The 23,021-nt window shown below is 59.0% G+C and carries 17 protein-coding genes and 2 pseudogenes; 11 read left to right on the top strand and 8 right to left on the bottom strand.

Annotated features, from left to right (window positions below):
- The first annotated feature begins 206 nt into the window (after positions 1-206).
- The 4 genes and pseudogenes from V8P77_RS08005 (at position 207) to V8P77_RS07990 (ending at position 8,504) form a co-directional block, all read left to right on the top strand.
- Positions 207-5,768 carry a DUF3320 domain-containing protein gene (locus V8P77_RS08005; RefSeq protein WP_335911522.1) on the top strand — a complete coding sequence of 1,854 codons (5,562 nt, stop codon included), beginning with the start codon at positions 207-209 and terminating at the stop codon, positions 5,766-5,768.
- A gap of 324 nt (positions 5,769-6,092) precedes the next feature.
- Positions 6,093-6,464, top strand: a pseudogene (locus tag V8P77_RS08000) (helix-turn-helix domain-containing protein); the annotation flags it as partial.
- A 46-nt stretch (positions 6,465-6,510) separates the two neighbouring features.
- The gene (locus V8P77_RS07995; protein ID WP_335911521.1) at positions 6,511-7,761 is read left to right on the top strand and encodes a glycosyltransferase; all 1,251 of its coding nucleotides are present in this window, start codon (positions 6,511-6,513) and stop codon (positions 7,759-7,761) included.
- Between the two features lie 209 nt (positions 7,762-7,970).
- Positions 7,971-8,504: a DUF2062 domain-containing protein gene (locus tag V8P77_RS07990; RefSeq protein ID WP_335924654.1), complete on the top strand. Its 534-nt coding sequence runs from the start codon at positions 7,971-7,973 to the stop codon at positions 8,502-8,504.
- 106 nt (positions 8,505-8,610) lie between these two features.
- On the opposite strand, the gene nhaA is transcribed toward V8P77_RS07990, so the two are convergent.
- Positions 8,611-9,801 carry a Na+/H+ antiporter NhaA gene (nhaA, locus tag V8P77_RS07985; protein ID WP_335911545.1) on the bottom strand — a complete coding sequence of 397 codons (1,191 nt, stop codon included), beginning with the start codon at positions 9,799-9,801 and terminating at the stop codon, positions 8,611-8,613.
- Positions 9,802-10,446: 645 nt separating this feature from the next.
- On the opposite strand from nhaA, the gene V8P77_RS07980 reads away from it, so the two are divergent.
- From V8P77_RS07980 to V8P77_RS07965, 4 genes are all read left to right on the top strand, one after another.
- Positions 10,447-11,790, top strand: coding sequence for a chloride channel protein (locus tag V8P77_RS07980; RefSeq protein ID WP_335911520.1), 1,344 nt, complete (start codon positions 10,447-10,449; stop codon positions 11,788-11,790).
- Between the two features lie 183 nt (positions 11,791-11,973).
- On the top strand, positions 11,974-12,351 hold the full coding sequence (locus tag V8P77_RS07975; protein WP_335911519.1) for a GFA family protein: 378 nt from the start codon (positions 11,974-11,976) through the stop codon (positions 12,349-12,351).
- 761 nt (positions 12,352-13,112) lie between these two features.
- Positions 13,113-13,553 (top strand): MarR family winged helix-turn-helix transcriptional regulator, encoded by a 441-nt coding sequence (locus V8P77_RS07970; RefSeq protein WP_025398023.1) that lies wholly within the window; start codon positions 13,113-13,115, stop codon positions 13,551-13,553.
- 89 nt (positions 13,554-13,642) lie between these two features.
- A complete protein-coding gene (locus V8P77_RS07965) occupies positions 13,643-14,050 on the top strand; it encodes a hypothetical protein (protein WP_335911518.1) in 408 nt (135 codons plus the stop codon).
- A gap of 72 nt (positions 14,051-14,122) precedes the next feature.
- Here V8P77_RS07965 and V8P77_RS07960 read toward each other — a convergent pair whose 3' ends face one another.
- Positions 14,123-14,434 (bottom strand): hypothetical protein, encoded by a 312-nt coding sequence (locus tag V8P77_RS07960; RefSeq protein ID WP_335911517.1) that lies wholly within the window; start codon positions 14,432-14,434, stop codon positions 14,123-14,125.
- Positions 14,435-14,458: 24 nt separating this feature from the next.
- Positions 14,459-14,860 carry a response regulator gene (locus tag V8P77_RS07955; RefSeq protein ID WP_335911516.1) on the bottom strand — a complete coding sequence of 134 codons (402 nt, stop codon included), beginning with the start codon at positions 14,858-14,860 and terminating at the stop codon, positions 14,459-14,461.
- 90 nt (positions 14,861-14,950) lie between these two features.
- Between V8P77_RS07955 and V8P77_RS07950 the strand changes: the two genes are divergently transcribed.
- Together V8P77_RS07950 and V8P77_RS07945 are read left to right on the top strand one after the other, a co-directional pair.
- Complete coding sequence (locus V8P77_RS07950) at positions 14,951-15,079, top strand: hypothetical protein (RefSeq protein ID WP_335911515.1); 129 nt, start codon at positions 14,951-14,953, stop codon at positions 15,077-15,079.
- Positions 15,080-15,316: 237 nt separating this feature from the next.
- Positions 15,317-15,556, top strand: coding sequence for a hypothetical protein (locus V8P77_RS07945; protein ID WP_335911514.1), 240 nt, complete (start codon positions 15,317-15,319; stop codon positions 15,554-15,556).
- Positions 15,557-15,826: 270 nt separating this feature from the next.
- Here the strand turns inward: V8P77_RS07945 and V8P77_RS07940 are convergent, their stop codons facing one another.
- The 5 genes and pseudogenes from V8P77_RS07940 to V8P77_RS07920 all read right to left on the bottom strand — a co-directional run bounded on the left by V8P77_RS07940 (position 15,827) and on the right by V8P77_RS07920 (position 21,277).
- The gene (locus V8P77_RS07940) at positions 15,827-16,315 is read right to left on the bottom strand and encodes an invasion associated locus B family protein (protein WP_335911513.1); all 489 of its coding nucleotides are present in this window, start codon (positions 16,313-16,315) and stop codon (positions 15,827-15,829) included.
- A 664-nt stretch (positions 16,316-16,979) separates the two neighbouring features.
- Positions 16,980-17,390 (bottom strand): annotated as a pseudogene (locus V8P77_RS07935) (transposase); the annotation flags it as partial.
- Positions 17,391-17,626: 236 nt separating this feature from the next.
- Entirely contained in the window at positions 17,627-18,652 is a 1,026-nt protein-coding gene (locus V8P77_RS07930) for an ABC transporter permease (RefSeq protein ID WP_335911512.1), read from the bottom strand.
- Positions 18,653-18,693: 41 nt separating this feature from the next.
- Positions 18,694-20,235 (bottom strand): sugar ABC transporter ATP-binding protein, encoded by a 1,542-nt coding sequence (locus tag V8P77_RS07925; RefSeq protein WP_335911511.1) that lies wholly within the window; start codon positions 20,233-20,235, stop codon positions 18,694-18,696.
- A gap of 79 nt (positions 20,236-20,314) precedes the next feature.
- Entirely contained in the window at positions 20,315-21,277 is a 963-nt protein-coding gene (locus V8P77_RS07920; RefSeq protein ID WP_131642690.1) for a sugar-binding protein, read from the bottom strand.
- 349 nt (positions 21,278-21,626) lie between these two features.
- On the opposite strand from V8P77_RS07920, the gene V8P77_RS07915 reads away from it, so the two are divergent.
- Complete coding sequence (locus V8P77_RS07915) at positions 21,627-22,715, top strand: LacI family DNA-binding transcriptional regulator (protein ID WP_335911510.1); 1,089 nt, start codon at positions 21,627-21,629, stop codon at positions 22,713-22,715.
- The last annotated feature ends 306 nt before the right edge of the window (positions 22,716-23,021 follow it).

Here is a 23,021-nt window from a genome sequence, read left to right as displayed (position 1 = left end):
GCGTTTATACAACGCGCCGCGCACTTGGCAGGAATGTCTGGGAGCCCATCAATGTCGCTCGCAGGCCCGGACGTTGCTGCCAACCGGCGGCAACAGCGCCGCACGGATCGCTCTCCAGCATGAGCCAGCTGACCTAACATAACTACACGTCCTGCTAGACTGGTTGATCGATTTACTGCATCTAAAGGTTAGCAGGGAGCGAGAATATGATCGACATAGCAGACGGCGCATTGGAACAGAACGAAACGTCCATCTTTCAAAGTAATCTGTCTGTAGAAGCCAAGATCGAAAAGGCCAGAACCGAACTACTTGACCTTTCCGCGCGCAACCGCCTTTTGAACGTTCCCCGCTTTTCGAAAAGTGCGAAAACCATCGACGTTGTCGACGAGAAGTCGTCCGAAGTGTTTCGAATCCTTGTGACCGATGGAAGGACCATGACTTTCCTGGCGGGGGCGAAGGGGCGGGAATCCAAGGATGACGGCGATGGTGAGGAACTGATCGAACTCGCGCTCCCGGACGATGATGAACGCGAGGGCGATGGTCGGCTTGTTCGTCATGGCGACACCAAGCTCCAGACCCGCATGACGCCAAATGCTCTCCAGAAGCGTCTGCTGGATCTTTATTTCGATGCCCGGACGTTAGAGGAAGAGCAGGGGGTTAACATCCTGTTCCTCGGACTGGGCACTCTGAAGTGGATCGATCCCAACAATGCGGAGAACGTCCGCTACGCACCGCTCATCCTCGTGCCGGTGTCGTTGGAGCGTGGCAGCGCAGCCGAGCGCTTCAAGCTTCGAGCACGCCAGGAGGACCTCGCTTCAAACCTCTCCCTCGAGGCCTTTCTCGACCGTGTCCATCAGATCTCAATGCCGGTGTTCGAGGGGAGCGACGACTTCACATTAGAGGACTACGCCGCCAAAGTGGCGGCGTGCATCTCGATGAAACCAAACTGGTCCGTCCAACCCGACGACATCGTGCTCGGTCTCTTCAGCTTCGCCAAATTCCTCATGTACAGAGACCTTGATCCCACGCTCTGGCCTAAGGATGCTAAGTTCACCGAGCTGCCACTCATCACCGGTTTGGTTTCCGATGGTTTCGAGGGCGGCGAACAGCTACTTGGCGAGGACGTCAAGATCGACGAGCACATTTCGCCTTCCGAGATGACGCATATCGTCGACGCCGACAGTTCGCAGACGGCCGCGATCCACGAAGTCAGGCGAGGGAGGGACCTCGTCATTCAAGGCCCGCCGGGCACGGGAAAATCCCAGACAATCGCCAACATTATCGCGTCGGCGGTAGCTGACGGCAAGACGGTGCTGTTCGTAGCCGAAAAGATGGCGGCACTCGAGGTCGTGAAACGACGCCTCGACCATGCCGGCGTCGGCGAAGCCTGCCTCGAACTCCATAGTAACAAGGCGAACAAGCGCGCCGTCCTCGCGGAGCTGCAGCATACTTGGGAGCTCGGCACGCCCAAAGGGGAATCCGGCAGTGCGCTCGATCAGCGCCTCACGGACGCACGCGATTTACTTAACGCCCATCCGGCACGCATTCACCGCGTGTATCAACCCTACTCGCTTTCCCCTTTCCAAGTCATGGGACACCTTGCAAGGCTGCGTCGCGAGGGCATGGCTCCATCGGATATCGAGCTGCCGGTTGCTGCGGACTGGACGCCAGAGGTGCGCGAGCGGACAAAGTCGCTGCTGACGGAACTTGCTGAACGCATCAAGGACATCGGCCTGCCAAAGCACCATCCGTGGTACGGTGTCGGGCTTACCGGAGTTACCCCGCTCGATCTTGAGCGTCTGACGACGAGATTGAAAACGACGGCCACGGAACTGGCTGAATTGCACAGCCAGATGGATGACGTATCGCAGACGCTCGAACTATCATCGCCGCACTCGCTTGCAAACTTTATGGACGTCGCGTCGACCGCGGAAAGGGTCGCCTCGTGTCCTTCGGAGATATCTTCGGAGGCATTGGCAAACGACGCATGGGCGACCGAACTGGATCGGGTACGCGATCTTGTCGTTGGCGGCGCCGAATTCTCGACATACGCGGCCGAAGTCGCGGCCCGCATGACGCCGGCCGCATGGGAATCTGATCCTGAGCCGATTGCCACGCAATTCGTCCGTCTTTCTGCAGACTTCTCACAAAGCGGGTTTGCCACGATCGAACAGCTTGCTTCTGTGCTGCCGCGCTTCCTGGCGGGCGCGGGCGCGTTGCGTACCCTGCTCGGCGTCAATGCTTCTCCGACCTTGGCATCGATTGATCGGCTCATCGTCATCGGGCAGCGCGTAGCCGAAGCCCCGGACGCCAGTCCGGACGCCTTCGTTGCCGCCATCTGGGAACGAGGCCTTGACCAGGCCTCCGATCTCTCTGAGGCCGTGGGAGACTTTCGGCGTATTCGTGCCGAGCTTGAAGGCAAGATCTCTGAGCAGGCCTGGGATATCGACCTTATGCAGGTGCGGGCAGCGGTCGCCGTCCATGGCAAGCGTCTCTTCAGGTTCATGAGCGGTGACTGGCGCAAGGCAAAGGCGCTTCTGCGCAGCGTAATGCCCACCGAGACTTCACCCGACGAAACTGTTCGAATCCTTGATCTTCTCCAGAAGGGCAAGAGCGCCCGCGCTGCGATCAAGGACGGCGACAGCCTCGGCAGATCTGCTTTCGGAGCGGATTGGCGAGGAGAAAAGTCGGACCCGAAGCCACTTGAAAACCTCGTACTTTGGATGCGAAGCCTGCGCGGTGTCGGTGTCGAAGCACGGTTGATAGCCGGTCGTCTCTCCGACAGGACGTCGGTAGCGGCCCGTTGTGAGCAGGTGAGGGCGCTGCTGGACGAGTCACGACGTCTTCTGCTCAGTCTATGGAAGGATCTTGGTGAGAAGGCGTCAGTTTTGTTTTCGGACGCTCCAGGCCCAGATGGCGTCTCGCTTACACAGACATCGCAATTCGCCCGCGAAATCGCCGATGCCCACAAGGTCTTCCTTACGCTGGTCCGCTCTGTTCCGGAAACAAACGCACACCGTCTTGCGCTATTGAAGCTGCTCGCATTGGCGCGCGGCCTGAAATCCACTCTGGAGCGGCTGGACTCCCTCGGGCGGGCTTCTTTCGGTCCGCTTTGGAAGGGGACGGAGTCTGACTGGTCGCTGCTGTCTCGCACGACTGAGTGGATTTCACAGAACTCCGACATCCGCCTGCTAAGCTCGCGCGTATCCGACCGCTCCGTGGTAGCTGTGAAAGCTCGCGATGCATTGGCGAGAGGAGAGATCCTTCAACACGATCTCCAAGCTTTGCTCGGCTTCCTGAAGGCGGATGTCTCGATTGTGTTCGGCGCGCGCGAAATCGGACAGACGGAGCTTGCGACGGTCGCGCAAAAGCTCGCGAAATGGGTCGAGACCGAGGAGCACCTATCCAAATGGGCCGCGTATCGCGGAAGAGCGGAAGACGCTGCGAACGCCGGCGTCGGTCTTGTTGTCGAACGCCTCGAAGATGGACGGGTGAAGCCGGATGACGTCGTGCCGTATGTGGAGATGGCGATCTACGAAGGGATCCTCAGGCATCAGCATTCCGCCGACCCCGAATTATCACGTTTCGACGGCGAAGTGCACGGGCGGCTTGTAAACGAATTCGCGACGTTGGACCGGAGCAGAATGGCGCTATCCCGTCTAGAGGTCGTCCGCGCTCACCACAAACGAATTCCTGCCGTCAGCGGGATCGGTCCTGTCGGAGTCCTTAGGGGAGAGATGGCGCGCCGTCGCGGTCACATGCCGATCCGCCAGCTCATGCAACGCGCGTCCGTAGCGATACAGGCGCTTAAGCCAGTCTTCATGATGAGCCCGCTTTCCATAGCACAGTTCTTGCCGCCCGGGCTTCTGCAGTTCGATCTCCTCGTCATGGACGAGGCCAGTCAAATTCAGCCGGTAGACGCGTTGGGAGCGGTGGCCCGCGCTAAACAGGTGGTCGTGGTTGGGGACGAGCGTCAGTTGCCGCCCACCCGTTTCTTCTCGAAAATGACCTCAAGCACGTTGGATGACGACGACGCCCGGGACGGCGCTCAGGTGTCAGATATTGAAAGCATCCTGGGACTCTTCTCCGCCCGAGGCCTTCCGGAAAAGATGCTCCGCTGGCACTACCGAAGCCGCCATCAGTCTCTGATCGCGGTCTCAAACAGCCAGTTCTATGATAGCAAGCTCTTCATTGTACCGAGTCCTTATACTGCCGAGGCGGGCATGGGCCTCCGCTTTCAGCATGTGCCTGGCGGCGTCTTCGAGGATGGCGTCAACAAGGTAGAGGCCAAGGTCGTCGCCGAAGCGATCATACGACATGCGTTCCAATCGCCGAGCCTGTCGCTCGGCGTCGCGGCATTCTCCATCAAGCAGCGTCGAGAGATCCAGGACCAATTGGAACTGCTGCGGCGCCTCAACCCAGAAACCGAGGAGTTCTTCCACTCGCATCCGAGCGAACCTTTCTTCATCAAGAACCTTGAAAACGTTCAGGGCGACGAGCGCGACGTCATCCTCATTTCCGTCGCCTATGCCAAGGGGCCAAGCGGCGCGCCAATGAGCATGCGCTTCGGGCCGTTGGGAGCTGAGGGAGGCGAACGTCGTCTCAATGTTCTTATCAGCCGCGCAAAGCGGCGCTGCGAAGTATACGCTTCGATCACCGACGAGGACATCGATCTCGAACGTGGAAAAGGCAAAGGCGTCTTCGCATTCAAACTGTTTCTCCATTACGCTCGAACGGGCAGGCTTTCGATGTCGCAGCGCACCGATCGAGGCATGGACAGCGTTTTTGAGGAACAGGTCATGGCTGCGCTTCAGGAGAGGGGCTATCAGGTCCATCCGCAGGTTGGAATCGCCGGGTTCTTCATAGATCTGGCGGTGGCCGACGAGCAGATACCGGGCAGATATATTCTCGGGATCGAATGCGACGGAGCCGCATACCATGACTCGCGTTCGGCTCGTGACCGAGACCGGCTTCGACAGGCGGTCCTCGAGGATCATGGCTGGAATATCTACCGCATCTGGAGTGCAGATTGGTTCCAAAGGCCAAAAGCGGAACTTGAACGCCTCGTCGCCGCCATCGAGCGGGCCAAGGCCGACGTCAGGTTGGGAACAAAGGAACACCTATCGAGGCGAGCGGTACCAGTCGAAGTCGTCACTATCGAACGTGCGAACGTTACAGAGATTGGTCTGCAGCCGGTTATCGTCGACGAAATTTCGAGCGCAACCTTGTATCAGGAGGCTGTGCTCCGACCGAATATCGTAGGCGAACTTCACGAGGCCCCGATCGGCGTAGTCATCGCACTCGTAAAGCAAACGGTCGGAGCAGAAGGACCAGTGCATCAGGACGAGGTCGTCACCCGGATCAGGTCGGCCTGGGGTCTTCAGCGGGCGGGAAACCGGATCGACGCCCATGTCGGCGCGGCAATCACAATCGCCCAGAGTTCTCAGGACATCGTGCGCGACGGGGAGTTTCTGCTTTGGCCGGACAAGGACATCACGCTCAGGGATCGTAGCGGCGTCACGTCTCTCAGCCTGCGTCGGATCGAAATGCTGCCGCCGATGGAAATTGACGAAGGGCTTATCACAATCATCAGAACGAGCCTCGGGGCCACAGTAGATCAGGCGGTGAATGCAGTCGCGCGTGGGCTCGGGTTCAAGTCAACCAGTAGTCAGTTAAAGGAACTGGTGGAGTCCCGGATTGTGCTCTTGCAAGAGAAGGGTTCCTTGATCGATTTCGGAGGCATGCTGACTGTTCTCAATCAAACTTGATGTGTGTAATGCCGAATTGGACGCGCAGTCTCAGGCAAGACCTCTCGACAATTGCACATCGGGAAATCTAGAATTCATGCTATACCAAAGTTGTAACTTCTCCATAGAACACATTGATATCTAAATAATAACGCCAATCGCCGATAGCCGCATCTTTAGCGGTCTGAGAGGCTATTTCATTCAGCAAAAAACAAAACCAAGTGGGCTTCATGTTCCATAATCTATCTTATGCGATACAAGCATGTAGCCGCAAAGTTGAAGTGTCCTGTTTCTGCAAAGTTGGAATGTCACTCTCCCCGGGTTTGATGACGGTGGAGATTGCGGATGGGACTGATAGCGATGAGCGAGCGCGACCTGCAGCGGATCGGGATTTTGTCGAAAGTGATGGCCGGCCGGATGACGATGGTGTCGGCGGCGCATGTGCTTGATCTGAGCACGCGCCAGGTGCGTCGTCTGTTGGATCGGATACGCACTGGCGGCGCGGCGTCGATCCGGCACAAGGCGATCGGCCGACCGTCGAACAACCGCATCAGCGATGGTGTTCGGGATTACGCCGTGACGCTGGTTGGCGAACGCTATGCGGACTTCGGGCCGACATTGGCGGCCGAGAAGCTTGCCGAGCGCGATGGATTGCGGGTGTCGCGCGAGACGTTGCGCAGCTGGATGGTGGATGCGGGCCTGTGGCTGTCGCGCAAGGCCGCAACAGCCATTAGGATCCATGTGGAAGCGAGGTGACGGCGCAATGAGGGTAGCCATCCATACACTAGGCACGCGCGGCGACGTTCAGCCCTATATCGCTCTTGCATTGGGTTTGATCAAGCGAGGACACCGAGTACAGCTTGCTGCTCCGGTTCAGTTCGAGAGCATGGTGCAAGGTCACGGCATCGCTTTCGCGCCCCTGCCGGGAGAGTTTCTCGCTCTTCTCGATACGCCCGAAGGAAAGGCGGCGATCGCCGGCGGCCAGGGCTTCAGTGCCGGTCTCAAGCTACTTAAGTACGCCCGCCTGATGATGCGAACCCTGCTCGACGCGGAATGGAAAGCGGCCCAGGCCTTCGCACCCGATATCTTCGTGCATCATCCGAAAGCAATCGCAGTACCACATATGGCGGAGGCGCTTCAGTGCCCCGTTATTCTGGCATCGCCGCTACCGGGCTTTACGCCGACCTCCGCTTTTCCCAGCCCGATGTTACCTTTCAAAGACATGGGCAGGTTCAACCGGATCAGCCATGTCGCGGCCATCAGGGGTGCAGAATTTCTGTTCGGCAAGATGCTCTCGACCTGGAGGGCGGAGCAGCTTGGTCTCGCGCGACGCAGAACGCCCGCCGTTGCTTCCAACGGCACGCTTTATGCCTACAGTCGCCATGTCGTGCCGGTCCCTCCGGACTGGGGCAGTGACGTGCTGGTGAGTGGCTACTGGTTTCTCGACAGCAAGAACTGGCGACCTCCAGACGACTTGGCAGCATTCCTCGCCGACGGAGAGCCGCCAATCTACGTCGGCTTCGGAAGCATGCCGGGCGTCGATCCAGGCCGGATGACAGCCATTGTTGTCGAGGCGCTCGCGAGCAAGGGCAAGCGGGGTATCTTGGCTCTTGGAGGCGGTGCCCTAACCGCAGAACATAGATCCCGGCACGTTCATGTCGTTCGTGACGCCCCTCACGACAGGTTGTTTCATGAGGCGAGTGCGATCATCCACCACGGCGGCGCCGGAACGACCGCGGCCGCTCTTCGGGCCGGCAAGCCCATGACCATTTGCCCATTTTTCGGCGATCAGCCGTTCTGGGCAAGGCGGGTAATGGAACTCGGCGTCGGTCTCTCGCTCGATCGCAGAGCGTTGACCGTCGAGAGCCTGACAGCAGCACTCGCAGCCATGGACGATCCTCCTATGCGACGCCAGGCAGATGCGGTTGGCACATTGATACGGGGCGAGGATGGCGTTGCGACCGCAGTCGGCTTCATTGAGGCTGCCGCGAGCAAGCTTCGGGCACAGCCTTGAAATGGATGGACAGTGCCCTGCCCGATCGAAACCCTGATTCGTCCCATCCTTGCAAGATCAGGAGAGGGCGACAAACTACATCGGTGAGGCAATGGGCGGGCGCGAAAGAGACCTCGCCTGCACAAATCGATGTCTTGCATTTCAAGCGCCGATCCTTCGATATATCATCAATTGTAGAACCAAGCGCTCAAGCGGCGGAAGGTCAAGGAATGCTGTTTAGGAGACGGAAGCCGCTCTCACCGGCTCAGCGCATCCGCGCCGTCTTTTGGCCATCCAAGGGGTTATTGCGGTCCATCCGGTACATTGCCATTCGAGTACTTCGATTGAAGGCTACCCCTCATGCCGTTGCGGCTGGCGTTGCAGCAGGGGTCGCCGTCTCCTGTACGCCTTTCCTGGGCTTTCACTTCGTGATGGCGTTTTGCCTAGCGTTTATCTTGAGAGGCAACATGATCGCGGCCGCGCTCGGGACGGCTTTTGGGAACCCCCTTACCTTTCCGCTGATCTTTGCTGCCGCCTACCGGATTGGCATTTTTCTGTCAGGCCGGCAGCCTGAGAGGGTGGGCGAAGCCAATCTGTTTTCCCTGCTCCGGCACCTCGATTTTGCAGCGCTTTGGCATCCGATCCTAAAACCAGTGCTTATCGGCGGCCTTCCGCTCGCCGCGTTATGCGGTGCGGCTTTTTATGTATTGACTTGGCAAGGCGTTCGCTTGTTCCAGCAGCGAGGAAAGCGGCGGACTTTGTGAAATCCGCGAGCCACAAACTCCCGGTAGAACGGCCGTTTATGCTCGGAGAGGCGTCGCCGCGAGGGAGAATCCACACCGGAGAAACGAACGGCAAGTTCGCCAACGGCTACGGACGGCTGGTTTTCCTCCGGCTCGCCATCAGCACCGCGGATCCGGCCACGCCAGAAATCGCCGAACCCAGCAGGATGCCGATCTTGACCTTGTCCTGCACGGCTGGATCGTCGAAAGCGAGCAGACCGATAAAAAGACTCATGGTGAAGCCGATGCCGCAAAGGAGCGCGACACCCGTCATTTGCGTCCAGTTTGCCATTGCCGGAAGCTGCGCAAAACCCAACTTCACCAGGAGACCGACGACAGACAGCACGCCGAGCAACTTGCCTGCAAACAATCCGGCAGCGACGCCGAGCGTATGAGGATCTGCTAAACTCGAGATCGACGTGCCGAGAAGGGAAACGCCGGCGTTGGCGAAGCCGAATACTGGCACGATGACGAATGCCACGGGCCGATGAAGGAGGTGTTCGAGCCGGTGCAGCGGGGATTCGGCGTCGCTAGCCTCCGGAGCGCCGGGCGAGAGTTTAATCGGTATCGTCAAAGCCAGCAGCACGCCTGCAAGCGTGGCGTGGATGCCAGAGATAAACATGAGCACCCACAAGGCGACGCCAACGGCGAGATAGAGCGTCAGCGTCTTCACGCCGGCTCGGTTGATCAAGAACAGGAGGGCCAGGACTGCGGCAGCTCCAGCGAGAGCCGAGAGATTAAGACCGCTTGTATAGAAGAGTGCGATGACAATGACGGCGCCGAGGTCGTCGATGATGGCAAGCGCCGCCAGAAAGATTTTCATCGACGCAGGAACCCGGCTCCCAAAGAGCGATAGCACTCCGAGCGCGAAGGCAATGTCGGTGGCCGTCGGGATCGCCCAACCGCGAATGCTTGCCGGCGTACCGGCATTGAAAGCCAGATAGATGAGGGCGGGGGCGAGCATTCCTCCCGCCGCCGCGGCACCGGGAAGGATTCGCCTGCTCCAAGTCGAGAGCTGGCCATCGAGCATCTCACGCTTGATCTCCAGACCGACGAGCAGAAAGAACACGGCCATGAGGGCGTCATTGATCCAGTGCTGTAAGCTCAGTGGCCCGATATAGAAGTGAAGGGCATCGAAATAGGCTTCTGCCAGCGAGGAATTTGCAACGGCAAGCGCCATCGCTGCGGCAGCCATAAGAACGAGGCCACCAGATGCCTCGCTGTCAAGAAATCTGCGGAGAGTCGATTGAATGCGGCCGGTGGAGATTGGCAAGGACATGGGTTCGCGCTCCCCTGTTGGAAGGTTGTTCTTGGTCTCCGTCGATTTCGGGAAGCCCGTGGCGCACGCAGCACACGCCATCCGGCATGGGATACCGAAAAGCAACACGGATTTCCAGAGTCTCCGTCCGATATCGCCCACATCTCGCATCAATCGACCGCTGATGGACATCCAGTCTCGATCAGCGCTTCTCACAATAGGAGATGGAACTTGGATTGCCGCGGTTGTCACCCCGTCATATCTGCAGTTCTTCCCGCGGACGTGGACCGGCAGAAAAAGCCCGCTCCAGCGGGGGGAGCCAGGGAGCGAGCCAGGTTCCTTTGGCGCTAAACCGCCTCAGGAGCGCGCCTCAGATTATACTCTCGCTCAATGGATGATGCCTGAGTCTGCCGCGGTTGTCGTTGCATCCTTTGACAGAAATGCGGAGGCGGCTGCCGGAGTTTATTCCACTCCTCATGCAAAATATGACGACGCCGTCCGGGCCGAGGGCCGGCGACCTATCCGAATGCGTCGAACATGGCGTGCTGCTGCGTGCTTAGGCATGCCTGCAATCCTGCGCGCCCGGTTATTGCAATTGAGGGGGTGATCTTCCCGCGCTTTTGGCATTAGAAGACTTCCTGATCTGCGTCACGTATCGAGTCCTTCATGCCCATTCCCTATCGCTACTCCAAGCTTCTTCGCCGCTCCCGTGTTCTCTGGGGTTCGTTTTCCCTGTGGCGGCCGAGGCTGGTGTTCTGGTGCGGAGCCTTGGCGATCGGGGCGATCAGCGTTGGCTTTGCGAAGCTTGCGGATCTGGCGCAGAAGGGCTTTGGGTCTCTCACCTCTTCCGGTGAATGGGCCTTTCTGCTGCCACTAGCGCTGACGCCGCTCGGCTTCATGCTGTCGGCCTATCTGGCGGCAACGCTGTTTCCGAATTCTGGCGGTAGCGGCATCCCGCAGGCGATCGCCGCCCGGCATCTGAAGAACGAGGAAGATCGCACGCGGCTGCTGTCGCTGAAGATCGCCTTCGGCAAGATTGTGTTGACGGTGCTCGGGCTGTTCTCCGGCGCCTCGATCGGCCGCGAGGGACCGACCGTGCAGGTCGGCGCGTCGATCATGCTCGCTGTTGCCCGGTTTAGTGGCATGGCACAGGCGCGCGGGCTGATCCTTGCCGGATCGGCGGCAGGCATTGCGGCGGCGTTCAACACGCCGCTTGCCGGTATCGTCTTCGCGATCGAGGAAATGAGCCGGACCTACGAGTCTCGGGCGAACGGGCTGGTGCTCACGGCAGTCATCCTCTCCGGCCTTGCGGCGCTCGGGATTTCGGGAAGCTACAATTATTTCGGCATGGCATCGGCTGCCCCCACCGAGCTTCGCGACTGGGGGCTGGTTCTGATCTGCGGTATCGGCGGCGGTGCGTTGGGAGCGGCCTTCAGCGGCTTTGCACTGCACTTCGGCCAAAAGATTCGCCGCTGGGCCCAGCCACAGCCGCTGAAGCGGATGTTGGTTCTTGCGGGTATCTGCGGCCTGGCGATCGCGGTGATCGGCGTCGCTTCCGGCGGCACGACCTTCGGTACCGGCTACGAACAGGCGCGAGGCGCTGTCGAAGGCAATGCCCTGCCCCTGCTCTTCTTCGTCGAGAAGCTCGCTGCCAGCTTCCTGTCCATGCTGTCAGGTATTCCCGGCGGGATCTTCGCGCCGTCGCTCGCCGTCGGCGCCGGTTTCGGCAGCACCGTCGGTTCGCTGCTCGGCACCAGCATCGCACTGGCGGCCATCCTCGGCATGGCCGGTTATTTCGCGGGCGTCGTGCAGGCCCCGATGACGGCCTTCGTCATCATTCTGGAAATGACCGGCGATCATCAGGCGGTCATCACGATCATGGCAGTGTCTATGATAGGTTACGTGACTTCGCGCATTCTTTCGCGCGAGCCGCTTTATCATGGCCTTTCACGCGTCTTCATCGCCGCTGCTATCCGGGCGCGGCGTGCGGTCGAAAGGGAATCGGAGTAACACTAAGTTCTACAAAGACGACTGGCGAATATGCGGCGGATATCTACTGAGCGGTATGCTAGCGTAGACCTGACACCTGATGGACGCTGTTCGGTCTGTCCAGCGGTCTCGCGGCAATATCTCCAAAATAGCTATCGGGTGCGTGGTGTTGCTTTCGCAGACATCATTTGGCAGGAGCACGGAATGAAACGAGCAGCCAGTTGTTCATGCGGCCAGCTTTCGATCACCGCCGACGGAGAACCTGCCAAAATCTCTGCCTGCCATTGCCGGGCCTGCCAACGTCGCACCGGCAGCGCGTTCGGCGTGGCCGTTTTCTTCCACGCAGATCAAATGGAGACCTCCGGCGTATCGACCAGCTACGTCCGGTCGGGCGACAGCGGGAAATCGATCGAATTCAGGTTCTGCCCGGTATGCGGGTCTACGGTTTTCTGGATGCCGGAATTCAGAGAAGATCTCGTAGCCGTCGCCTTGGGATGCTTCGCCGACCCCTCCTCACTCGCGCCGACGCAAAGCGTCTATGAGGAAAGTCGTCTGGAATGGGTATCGTTCGATTTCACGTAGGTAAAAGGCGCCCAAGGTGGGGGGACTCTTTTCCCAGGAGACATCCAAGGGCCGCCCTCAATTTTGTGATTTCCTGGCGAGCGAAAACCCCATTAGTATCACGGAATGATATTTTCAGCGTCCGCGTTAGGTTTGAAGCTGTTCGGGCTCGTTGGCCTCGTTGTCCATCGACGCCCCGAAGCGGCGTGGACGGACGCCAGCGAAAATGTCGTGGTAAGTCTGCTCCTCGACGAGTGGTGCAGGCATTCGGCAACCAAGCGAAACGATCCGAAATCCTACGCCACCATACGGAGGATCGTCGCACTTCGTGCGGAAGGGAAAACTGTGGAAGAGGTCCGGTCTAAGCTTTTCTCCGAACCCGAGGCCGAAGAGGCAGGCTAACAAGCCCCGTTTAAAAGTCCAATCTCGCGGATAGCCGGATCGCCCGCCTTGACCCGATGGGCAATCATCGTCGCGGGCCGCAGCCACCTTCTACAAGCTCTTCTGCATCGGCAGAGTGATCGCTGTCGCCGGTAAGGAAGTCGGGCAACTCTTCCAAGACGGACGTTCAAACGGTTCGTCTGCGGCGCTCCGAATTGGCATCTTTGAAGCACGATAGAATTTTTTCACGAAGTCACGAAATAGGCACAGTCTTTTTAGCAACATGGACGGATTATGGGCGGCGGCGTTCACTATCATCCTCGCCGGCTCAGCTCGGGACCATTCTTCCAGCGTGCTCCGCTGTTCATATCACATCATCACATTTGAGAAGGACTGTTCGCATGCCTCGATCGGGACGCCGGACTTCTGGCCTTGCTGACGACGTCTATGAAGGCCTGGCGGGGTTCCGGCTAGCCATGAGGCGGTTCCTGTCGTTCAGCGAGGCGGCCCTTGCCGAGGCGGGCGTTACATCGCAGCAGTATCAGGCTCTCCTGGTCGTGCGGACTGCTCCGGGCTGGCAGATCAGGCTTCGCGATCTGGCCGAACAGATGCTCATGCACCATAACAGCGCCGTCCAGCTCGTCGATCGGATGTGCTCGGCAGGCCTCGCCGAGCGGATACCCGCGGAAGATGACAAGCGCAGCGTGCTAATCGGCCTGACCGCAAATGGCGAGCGGACGCTTGAATCTCTGGCGAAGGTTCATGTCGAGGCGATGCTTGCGCATGAGCCGCTGCTGGCTGAATCCCTATCCCGTCTTCGTCAGGTCACGGAAATGGCCTAGCCGTCACTCACCATTTCTTGATCGCGACATGCTTGACCTCCAAACGCGCATTTGTATCATGGTGTGATATAAAAAGGAGGAGAACGGCTATGCAGTATGATGAAGACGGCTACAGACCAACAAAGAGCGTATGGGCTTGGTCTGTTGTCGGCGCCTCGGCATTGACCGTGGTGCTCGGATTCACCTGGGGAGGATGGACGACGTCGGGAAGGGCCGCGGTGATGGCCGATATCGCCGTTCGTAACGCAAAGGCGGATCTGGTCGCGGGCATTTGCGTCCATAACTTCGTCACTGCGAGCGATGCCCAGGAGAACCTCAAGACGCTGCAGGCGAAGTCGTCATGGCAGCGTGACGACTTCATCACCGATGGAGGCTGGACCAAGATCGCGGGGATCGACGGTACTATCACAAACGCGGCGGACGCCTGCGCCGACCAGCTCGTGAAGATGAAGGAACTGCCGCAATCGGGAGGAGATGCCGCAGTCACCGACAGCTAGAGTTCAGGCCGGAAGTGATGAGTTGTCCGGTCCGCGCGAGGCCCGTCCGAAATGATTTCGGGCGGGCCATTTTTACGCACTGAAATCGCCAGCGGCCTCGGAATCCTCAAATGCCTGCAGAACCTCTCTGGTCATGAGGTGGGCGGCCATCAGGACGGCAGGCGACAACGGTCTGCCGTCGCGCGCGTGCCGGCATATTTTCAGAAGGCCCATCAGCTCGATCGGGTTCTCGATGAATCCGTCCAGCGCGTCTTCAACGTCCTTGGGAAATCGCGATCCGACCTGGATCGCGAGTTCGCCGTCCTCCCTCAGCACTCCCCGATCGATCAGAATGGTTTCCAGCCGGCCTACCCAGAGACCGACTTCGGCGCGTCTATCGATCATGTCGTTTCCCCCTCCCCAGCCTGTTCAAGCGAAAAGTCGCATTCCTCCTGGCGGGACGCCTCGCTCGCCTTCGCGGATTGTCCTCAGATATTCGAGCACGTCTCGGATCAAGTTTGGATGGGCTGGTTTCGATATCAGGCCGATAACTTTGGAGAGATCGGTTTCGATCAGTTCGGGGCTTCCCGTGACCATGACGACCGCGACGCTGAAATCGCTCGCGAGATACTGGCCGATCCGCGGGCCGGTCGCTCCGTCCCTCAGGTTGACGTCCACAAGGGCAATCGTGCTGAAGGCGGCGAACTGCTGCGCGGTCTCGAAGCTGTCGGCTATCCCGGAGATCTCATAGCCAAGCGTCGTTACAATATCCTCAAGATCAGCCGCGATCAGCAGGTCGTCTTCGACGATCAATATTTTCTCCCCAGCCATCCGCCCCCCTTTTTGTTCATGCTGCATTCAGGATTGACAATATGGCCGAACAGTTAAAGAATGTCATCACATGATATAAGGAGCGAGCCCATGACCATGACCGCCTTCCTCTCCGCTGTGTTTGCCTGCTATGTCGCGGTCATGTTCGCCATCGCCTCCATCCCCGGAGAGACATCTTCCGAGGTGTCGCAGGCTCAACAGCTACAGGCGGTGAATTGATCTCCGGCGCAGGGCGGCAAACATCAATTGTGGGCTGTGGCGTCGGAGCGTGACCATGTCACCGGATAGCAAGGTCTTTCTCGCTGCCGTCCTCCTGTTCGTCGCGGCGATATGGGGTGGAGTGGTCTACGTCTTCTTGCAGCTCTGAGCCCCAAATACATCATCACGTGACATTTTCTGCTGAAAACGGAACCATTGCGTGCGCCGCTCATTGGTCCTGCGAAGGAGATATTCGACATGCAACGCTCGCTGATTCAGCCAGACCATGCCTATGTATCGCGCGATCCCGGACGACCGCGTTATGTGTCCCGGATCGAAAACGGCGTCGTCGCTTACCGACAGTGCCTGTTCGGCATCCCCTTCTCCCGGACGACGACCTTGGACGAATTTGCCAGGTGGGCGCATGAGGACGTCGAACTTCGAGCGGCCGGGGCAAACCGCTTGATAACCGGAGAGCGGCCAGCGACGGCATTGTGATGATCACGAAGAGCCGGTGGCGCTGTGACAACGGATGAAGGAACTTAAAGTGGAGGCCGAACAAGACGAATCCCTTTACCATGTCCGAAGCCTACGTCGGCGCTACGGCCTTGGCCGGCACGAGGCGGAACGGATTCTTCAGCGGTTTGGCAATTCGAAACAGGAACTGGATCTGCTCCTGTCAGGTAGAGGCAGGACTCCCAGGCATCGCCTAGAAGAGCTTGCGACATCGGAGCAGAAGGCACCGTTCGGAATAGGTTGAAGTCCGCCTCACTTGCAGCGGACAACGCGCTGCAGCGCCGCGGTGACGCCCGTCAGTGAATAGGTATAGGTCGTACGAGTGCCTCGCGCCGACATCGCATGCAGCGTCATTCGGCTGCCGGACCGAAGTGCATCAACGAGTTCCGGTTCGAGAGCGGCGTCGGAAACCCAGGCGGTGTTATCCTTGACGAACATCTTGAAAGTCTTGTCCCCGATTGAAACCTGGACAATTGAGCCGCTCTTCAAGGCATATCCAAAGATGGCTTCAGGTTCATTGCCGCTTCGCTTCTCCGCTGGCGCGATCAGGAAATAATTCCTTCCATGGTCCACATTGGCGGGTGCTGATTCCGTCGGCACCGAAAGCGCGTAGCAAACTCGAGATCCGTTTCTCGTAAAGGAATATACGCCCCAATCGCCGTTTTGAGACACCATCCTGGCCGCAGCATGGGCGGTCAATGGCATCGATGCAGCGATAGCAAGGCTGGCAAGCTTCCTCATGTTCTTCCTCTTCCTGAAGTGTCGAAATCAATGCTTGCGGCTCGATCCTAGCGTCGGTTTGTCGCGCGTTTCCCGCGCAGGAACTTAACCTCTTCGAAGGTGATGCACCCGTTCACGACGTGGCCTTCCCAGACCCGATTTCCAAGTTGGCAGGTGACCATGACGCCCTCGCTCTGACCGACGGTGGCGGTTGAAGAAACCGTGACGAGTTTTTGCTTTCGATATCGCTGAAACTCTCGCGTCGTGAGGCCCAGCCGGTCGGCAAGCACTTCGTCTGAAAGTGAATATAAGGGGTACGGGATGTCTGACATGTTGAAGATCGAGCTCGGTCCACAGAAATATCATGACGTGATATAATTCATTGCAGTGCGATGATTCAAGTCCTTGCAGCGTGGAAAGCGTTCGCGGCCGGTCTCAATGGCGAAGGACCATCACCCATGTTCTTCCAGCGGCCAGGACGCTGGACAAGATTGGCTGGTATCCTCATGACGCCTAGCCCGCTTTTCTCACCGCCTGCCAGTTTTGGCTCTATAGTTGCAGCTAGGCGGCTGCTGTTTTAGCGCGTGGCATTGAAGGCGAGCGCAGGGAGCGCCGCGGGTGCGGCGTCGGTGATTTGTGCGATGTATCCTCTGTTGTTGGTGGTCGGGGTTGCGATCCAGCGACGTCATCGGGCCGCGGTGCATATTCGGGCGTGTGCGAGGGCGAATTCGTCGGCATAAGGACAAGCCGAAGCCATTGCCACTTTGATGCGACGCACCGAGACGCGGACCTGTGCGCCGATCTTCAAGTCGACAAAGACGCGGGCAGCCTGGCCGCTTGCCTTGGATGACAGACGCGCCTCCTCCATGGCCGGGGCGATCTGCCCTTCCAGCCGCGGGTTGCGCGCCGGGCCAAAGACATAATCTATCTGATTGCTCTCGCACCAGTCCATCAGTTCGTCGCGGGCAAAGCCGGAATCGGCACGCAGGACGATGCGCACGTTCGGCCAGCTTTGGCGGATCTGCCCGATGATGCGATCGAGTTCGGCCACCGATCCTGCGCTGGCGTCAATGTTCGAACGCCGCAGCTTGGCCGAACGGGCCGATGGCTCTGTCGACATGGCGAAGGAGCAAGGCGCCGGCATCTGAGGTGATTGCGCCGCAGTCGAAGCCAGCCACAACTTTGTGGCCATCGAAGCCTTCAAATTCCAGCGGATCGAGAATACACTGTGTTTGCATCGGACCCCGTCCATGAACCTGATAACTTTTTGTTGCAAAAGAAGTTTCTCAGATTCTTGGGGGCCGATGCACTCCATACTTTGAGATATTCGGGCTAGTCCCGATTGGCAACCGCTGGCAAACTGCCTTCGTTCGAAAGACGAGTTTCGGTCTGCCGGGCGGCAGAGACAAGGCGGCGCTTTGCGCGGATGGCGTGCCATTGTTGGTCGATCAGGACGCCGATGAGGATCACGCCACCCATGACGGCGAAATTCAACGACGAAGGGATACCAAGTAGATTGACGAGATTCTGCAACTCCTGGAGCAGGACCGTGCCCAGCACGACGCCGACGATCGATCCCTCGCCGCCGCGGAGCGAAAAACCGCCAAGTACGGCAGCGGCAATTGCGTAGAGTTCGTAGAACTGACCATGGCTCGCCGGCGAGATCGAGCGCGTGTACATGGCGAAATAAATCGCCGAAAGCGCCGTCAGCAGCCCGCAAATGACATAGGCCGACATGACCATGTGGCCGGTACGGATACCGGAATAGCGAGCCGCCTCCTCATTCTTCCCGATCGCGTAAAGATAACGCCCGAAAACAGACCGATGCAGCATGATCCACATGACCACGGCAATGATGACGAGAGCGATGAAGGTGTTGGGAACGCCGTAAAACCGTCCGGCGGTCAGGAATTCGAGGTCGGGGAAATTTTGGCCGAAGGCAAAACCCGCTGTTCCGTCGGCCGTATAGAAGCGCGCTGCCCCACGATAAATCAGGAGGCCGCAGAGGGTGACGACGAAGGGCTGCAGGTTGAGCCGGGTGATCAGCCAGCCGTGGACGGCGCCAATGACTGCGCCGAGCGCGAGAATGAGCGGCAGCGCCAGCATCCAGGACATATCCTGGACCGCGATGAAATCGACGAACAGCACGCCGAGAAGCGCTACGAGCGAGCCCACGGAAAGCTCGATACCGCCTGTGATGATGACAAAGGCCTGGCCGATCGACAGGATGCCGAACAGGCCGATCAGGTTGGCAGTGTTGGCCAGGTTGATCGGCAGCAAGAAGCGCGGGTTGATGATGGCGACGACGATGCCGACGACGACGATCAAAAGCAGCAGTCCGAGATCTTTTTTGATCATTCGAAATCCATCCCGATACTTATTTATATTGACCGCATCCGCTATTTTACCCTTTTGCCGACGGCAAGCAAAAGGACGCTTTCCTGGCTGATTTCGTCCTCTTCCAATATGCCGGCGATCTGGCCCTCGTGCATGACGGCGATGCGGTCAGAAACGCCGATCACCTCTTCCATATCGCTTGATATCATCAGGATCGCCACTCCGGCATCGGCAAGCGCTCGCATCAGGCCGTAGATCTCGTTCTTCGCGCCGATATCGATGCCGCGTGTCGGCTCGTCGAAGATCATCACCTTCGGGCTCATCGACAACCATTTGGCAAGCACCACCTTCTGCTGGTTGCCGCCTGACAGAGTGCCGGTTCGCGTCGAAACGGAGGGCGCCTTGATACCGAGGCGAACGCGCTGCTTTTCGGCCGCCGCCCTCTCCCGCTCGGCAGAAAGCATGAAGCGGCTGGAGAGCTTGGGGAGATCGGCAAGGGTTATGTTCTGGGCGATCGGGAAATCAAGAAGAATGCCGTTGCGCTTGCGATCTTCCGGGACCAGGAAAATGCCACGGGCGACGGCGTCCCGGGCAGAACTGACCGCAATTTGCCGCCCGTCCTGCAGAATGGCTCCGCCGAAGCTCCGGTCAATGCCGAAGAGTACTTTTGCAAGCTCGGTGCGGCCCGACCCAACAAGCCCCGCAAGCCCCATGATTTCTCCATACCGGATTTCCAGATCAACGGGACGGCCGGGATAGGCCTCGGTGCGCACGCCGCTTGCCTTCAGCGCGACCGCGCCGGGCGAGCGCTGCGGTTTTGCGGTCCGGGCCGCAAGCATCCGGCCGATCATCAGCTTGACCATCTGGTCGTGACCGATGTCTTTTTTGGCGAGCGTGCCCACAAGAGTGCCGTCGCGCAGGACCACGACCCGGTCTGCGACGCGCTCAACCTCGTGGAGGCGATGCGAGATGAAAACCACACTGATGCCATCGGCTTTCAGCGATTTGATAATGCTCAGGAGACGCTCGGTTTCGGCCAGCGGCAGGCTGGACGTGGGTTCGTCGAAGATGACGAGCCTGGCGTTGATGGACAGCGCCTTGGCGATTTCCACCATCTGCTGCTCGGCAAGGGAAAGCGATGCCACGGGTGTGTCGGCGGAAAAATGAGCCCCTACCCGCTTCAAGAGCGGCTTCACCATGTCTCGCAGCCGATTGCGATCGACGAGCTTGAGAGGTCCGGCCTTCAGCGGCTCGCGGCCCAGGAAGATATTGGCGGCAACGTCGAGATTCTCAAAGAGATTGAGTTCTTGGTGTACGAAGGCGATGCCTGATGCGATGCTCGATTCCACAGTGAGGAAACGAAGCTCTGCGCCGTCGAGCAGAATCGTGCCTCGGTCGGGCGCGATCACGCCGCCGAGAATCTTCATCAACGTCGATTTTCCAGCCCCGTTCTCGCCGACGAGGCCGATGACCTCGCCCGGTATGATGTCGATCGACAGGCCCTCAAGCGCAACGACTCCCGGATAGGTCTTGCCAACGCCGGAAAGCGAAAGGAATGGCGTTGCAAGCGCGTCCGGTGACGGGATGTCGGAGCTGTGGTTCATCGCCTGTCCATGGCTGCCAATACTGTCGGCATGAGACGTCTTTCGCGGCGGCGGCAAGTGCCCCCGCCGCGAAGGAGGGTTATTTTCCAGACATGGCCTTCAGGCTGGCGGCATATTTGTCAACGTCATCCTTGCCGATGATTACCGTCGGGATGATGATCAAGCCGTTGCTGGGAACGCCTGACTTGTCGCCCTTGAGGTAGGCCGCCATCAGCTTCATGCCCTGATAGGCCCATTCGAACGGCTGTTGCACGACGGTCGCTGCGACGGTGCCTTCCTTGACGCCGCCGAGCGTGATCGGATCGTCATCAAATCCGACGACGGTGATCTGGCCGAGTTTGCCGGCGTCGCGCAACGCCTCATAGATGCGCGGCGTATTGTAGGAGTAGAAGCCGACCATGCAGGTGACGTCGGGGCTGGCCACCAGCGCGTCCTCGACGTTCTTCTTTGCGCGCGTCTGGTCGATATCGTCGCCGCGCACATCTGTCAGCTCGATCTTCGTGCCCTTCAGGCCGTCCTTCATGCCCTGGATGCGTTCCTTGGCATTGTCGGCGCCGAGCAGGCCGACGAAGCCGATGCATTTGCCGCCGTCCGGCATCGCCTTCTTGGCGATTTCGGCGGCCTGCATGCCGGCGTCGATATTCGATGAGCCGATATAGGCGACGCGGTTGGTCTGCGGCGCGTCGCTATCTGTGGTGAAGAGAGCAGTCTGCGAGCCGATCTTGTTCAAGCCGTCCGTCTGGGTCTTGGGATCGACTGCGGAAACCATGATCCCCTTGACGCCGGCACTGACCAAGTCTTCCATAAGCCGTTGCTGCACGGCGACCGATGCCTGCTCAGGGTACTTCAGCTCCATCTGGTAGTCGGGCATCTCGCCCTGCGCCTTCTTCACGCCCGCCTCTGCGGCTTTCCAGAAGTCGGATGCGCCGTTGACGACAAATGCGAGTGTCGGCTTGTCGGCAGCATTTGATACGGCAATCGGTGCCGCGCTCAGCATCAACCCGGCGAAAAACAAGGCTGCATTGCGTTTCAGCTGTTTCATAATACACCTCCCGAGGGGCCGCAGTTGCACGGGCCCGTTTCCGATTTACGGCCGGCCGGATGCGCGCCCCCTCCTAGGGCCGTCGCAAAGCGACGAGTGGCATAGGTTCCGATCGCTCCCTGACGGTATACAAGAAATTTAATTAGTAAATAGTATTATCAATGCAGATCAAAACATTTCATCGTGCAATGGCTACGATGGCGATTTTGTACTGACACTTGCCAATAACTGATAGTGTTGCAACAATTCCTGCAATTGCCAGCGCTTTCAGATAGATGGTAATATTAATTACCAAAACCGACGATCGATCACCCCTGACCCGTTATCCCAAGCAGAGACAGTTCCACGAATGCGAAAACCCAAGACCCAAAATAAGCCTGTGCGCGTGACGATGATGGACATCGCCGCGGCGGCTGGCTGCTCGCAGGCGGCCGTCTCCTTCGTCCTCAACGACACGCCCGGCACCCGTATCTCACAACAGACGCGCGATCGCGTATTGGAGGCGGCGCGCGCGCTCGGTTACATGGAGAAAACCTATACGACGAAGGCCTCTTATTCGGGACTGGACAACGTCATCGGTTTCGCCGTGGATCAACTCGCCACCAGCCCGGAAGCGATCGTTGCGATCGAAGGCGCGCGGCAAGCCTCCTGGAACGCCGGCAACGTCCTTCTGGTAACCCAGACGCTCAGTGACCCCGTCATGGAGCCGAAAGCAATCGAGGCGTTGACGAACGGAGGCATATCGGCGCTCATATATATGACAATCTATACCCGCCAGGTGGAGCTTCCATCCTATGTCAGCAAGCTCAACATCCCGACGGTCCTGCTGAACTGTTATACGGCGGACCATGCCTTTCCCGCCGTGGTGCCGAGCGAGATCGCGGGAGGGCAGAGCTCGACCCGGCATCTGATCATGCACGGACACCATCGCATCGCAACGATCACCGGTGAAATCTGGATGCAGGCTGCGCAGGACCGGCTGACGGGATATCGCCGCGCGCTGGCGACCGCCGATATACCCTTCGATCCGGAATTGGTCATTGAAGGCGACTGGTCGGCCGGTGCCGGCTATGCCTCCACGATGAAACTGCTTGCTCTGAAAGAGCCGCCCACCGCGATCTTCTGCCAGAACGACCGCACTGCCATCGGGTGCTACGAGGCGCTCAAGGATGCAGGGCTTCGCATTCCCCAGGACATGTCGGTGGTGGGTTATGACGACGAAGAAATTTCACGACATCTCGTCCCTCCGCTGACGACTTCGGTCCTTCCACACCTTGCCATGGGGCAATGGGCAATCGAACATCTCAACCCGGAAAGTACGCCCGGCAAGCGCTATCCCATTGCGAAGCTCGAATGTTCGCTCGTTAAGCGTCATTCCGTCGCCGCGCCGCGGGCCGAGGCGCGCCAGATCCTCGATGGCGCATATACCTCGCCATAGAACTTGGGTCGCGCCGATACCGAACGCCGGTGGCTGGCTCGGAAACCCTGACCGGGGCGCACTGGAACACGTGGTCGAAATCGCTTAGTGGCGATCGTACGGGCAGAGTTTGCCTTGTCGACGGGTTGCGAACGGGTTGCCCCCTACCCTTGCCTCGTCACTGATCCAGTATTCTCAACCACAGATACAATCTACGCAGAGGCAACGTTGACGACGTGTAGATTTGGCGCTAGCTCTATCGCCGATGAAAATCGCAATGGTTCTCGTAGTGGTGATATCGCGCATGGGCAGGACGGTCTGATCGTC

It is taken from the genome of Rhizobium aouanii, from assembly GCF_037002925.1.
GTDB lineage: Bacteria > Pseudomonadota > Alphaproteobacteria > Rhizobiales > Rhizobiaceae > Rhizobium > Rhizobium aouanii.
This window is presented reverse-complemented; position numbering and strand designations above follow the sequence as displayed.

Bases quoted from the DNA above. Each gene is read 5' to 3' on its own strand.
- V8P77_RS08005 (WP_335911522.1), top strand. From the start codon at position 207: ATGATCGACATAGCAGACGGCGCATTGGAACAGAACGAAACGTCCATC.
- V8P77_RS07995 (WP_335911521.1), top strand. From the start codon at position 6,511: ATGAGGGTAGCCATCCATACACTAGGCACGCGCGGCGACGTTCAGCCC.
- V8P77_RS07990 (WP_335924654.1), top strand. From the start codon at position 7,971: ATGCTGTTTAGGAGACGGAAGCCGCTCTCACCGGCTCAGCGCATCCGC.
- nhaA (WP_335911545.1), bottom strand. From the start codon at position 9,801: ATGTCCTTGCCAATCTCCACCGGCCGCATTCAATCGACTCTCCGCAGA.
- V8P77_RS07980 (WP_335911520.1), top strand. From the start codon at position 10,447: ATGCCCATTCCCTATCGCTACTCCAAGCTTCTTCGCCGCTCCCGTGTT.
- V8P77_RS07975 (WP_335911519.1), top strand. From the start codon at position 11,974: ATGAAACGAGCAGCCAGTTGTTCATGCGGCCAGCTTTCGATCACCGCC.
- V8P77_RS07970 (WP_025398023.1), top strand. From the start codon at position 13,113: ATGCCTCGATCGGGACGCCGGACTTCTGGCCTTGCTGACGACGTCTAT.
- V8P77_RS07965 (WP_335911518.1), top strand. From the start codon at position 13,643: ATGCAGTATGATGAAGACGGCTACAGACCAACAAAGAGCGTATGGGCT.
- V8P77_RS07960 (WP_335911517.1), bottom strand. From the start codon at position 14,434: ATGATCGATAGACGCGCCGAAGTCGGTCTCTGGGTAGGCCGGCTGGAA.
- V8P77_RS07955 (WP_335911516.1), bottom strand. From the start codon at position 14,860: ATGGCTGGGGAGAAAATATTGATCGTCGAAGACGACCTGCTGATCGCG.
- V8P77_RS07950 (WP_335911515.1), top strand. From the start codon at position 14,951: ATGACCATGACCGCCTTCCTCTCCGCTGTGTTTGCCTGCTATGTCGCG.
- V8P77_RS07945 (WP_335911514.1), top strand. From the start codon at position 15,317: ATGCAACGCTCGCTGATTCAGCCAGACCATGCCTATGTATCGCGCGAT.
- V8P77_RS07940 (WP_335911513.1), bottom strand. From the start codon at position 16,315: ATGAGGAAGCTTGCCAGCCTTGCTATCGCTGCATCGATGCCATTGACC.
- V8P77_RS07930 (WP_335911512.1), bottom strand. From the start codon at position 18,652: ATGATCAAAAAAGATCTCGGACTGCTGCTTTTGATCGTCGTCGTCGGC.
- V8P77_RS07925 (WP_335911511.1), bottom strand. From the start codon at position 20,235: ATGAACCACAGCTCCGACATCCCGTCACCGGACGCGCTTGCAACGCCA.
- V8P77_RS07920 (WP_131642690.1), bottom strand. From the start codon at position 21,277: ATGAAACAGCTGAAACGCAATGCAGCCTTGTTTTTCGCCGGGTTGATG.
- V8P77_RS07915 (WP_335911510.1), top strand. From the start codon at position 21,627: ATGCGAAAACCCAAGACCCAAAATAAGCCTGTGCGCGTGACGATGATG.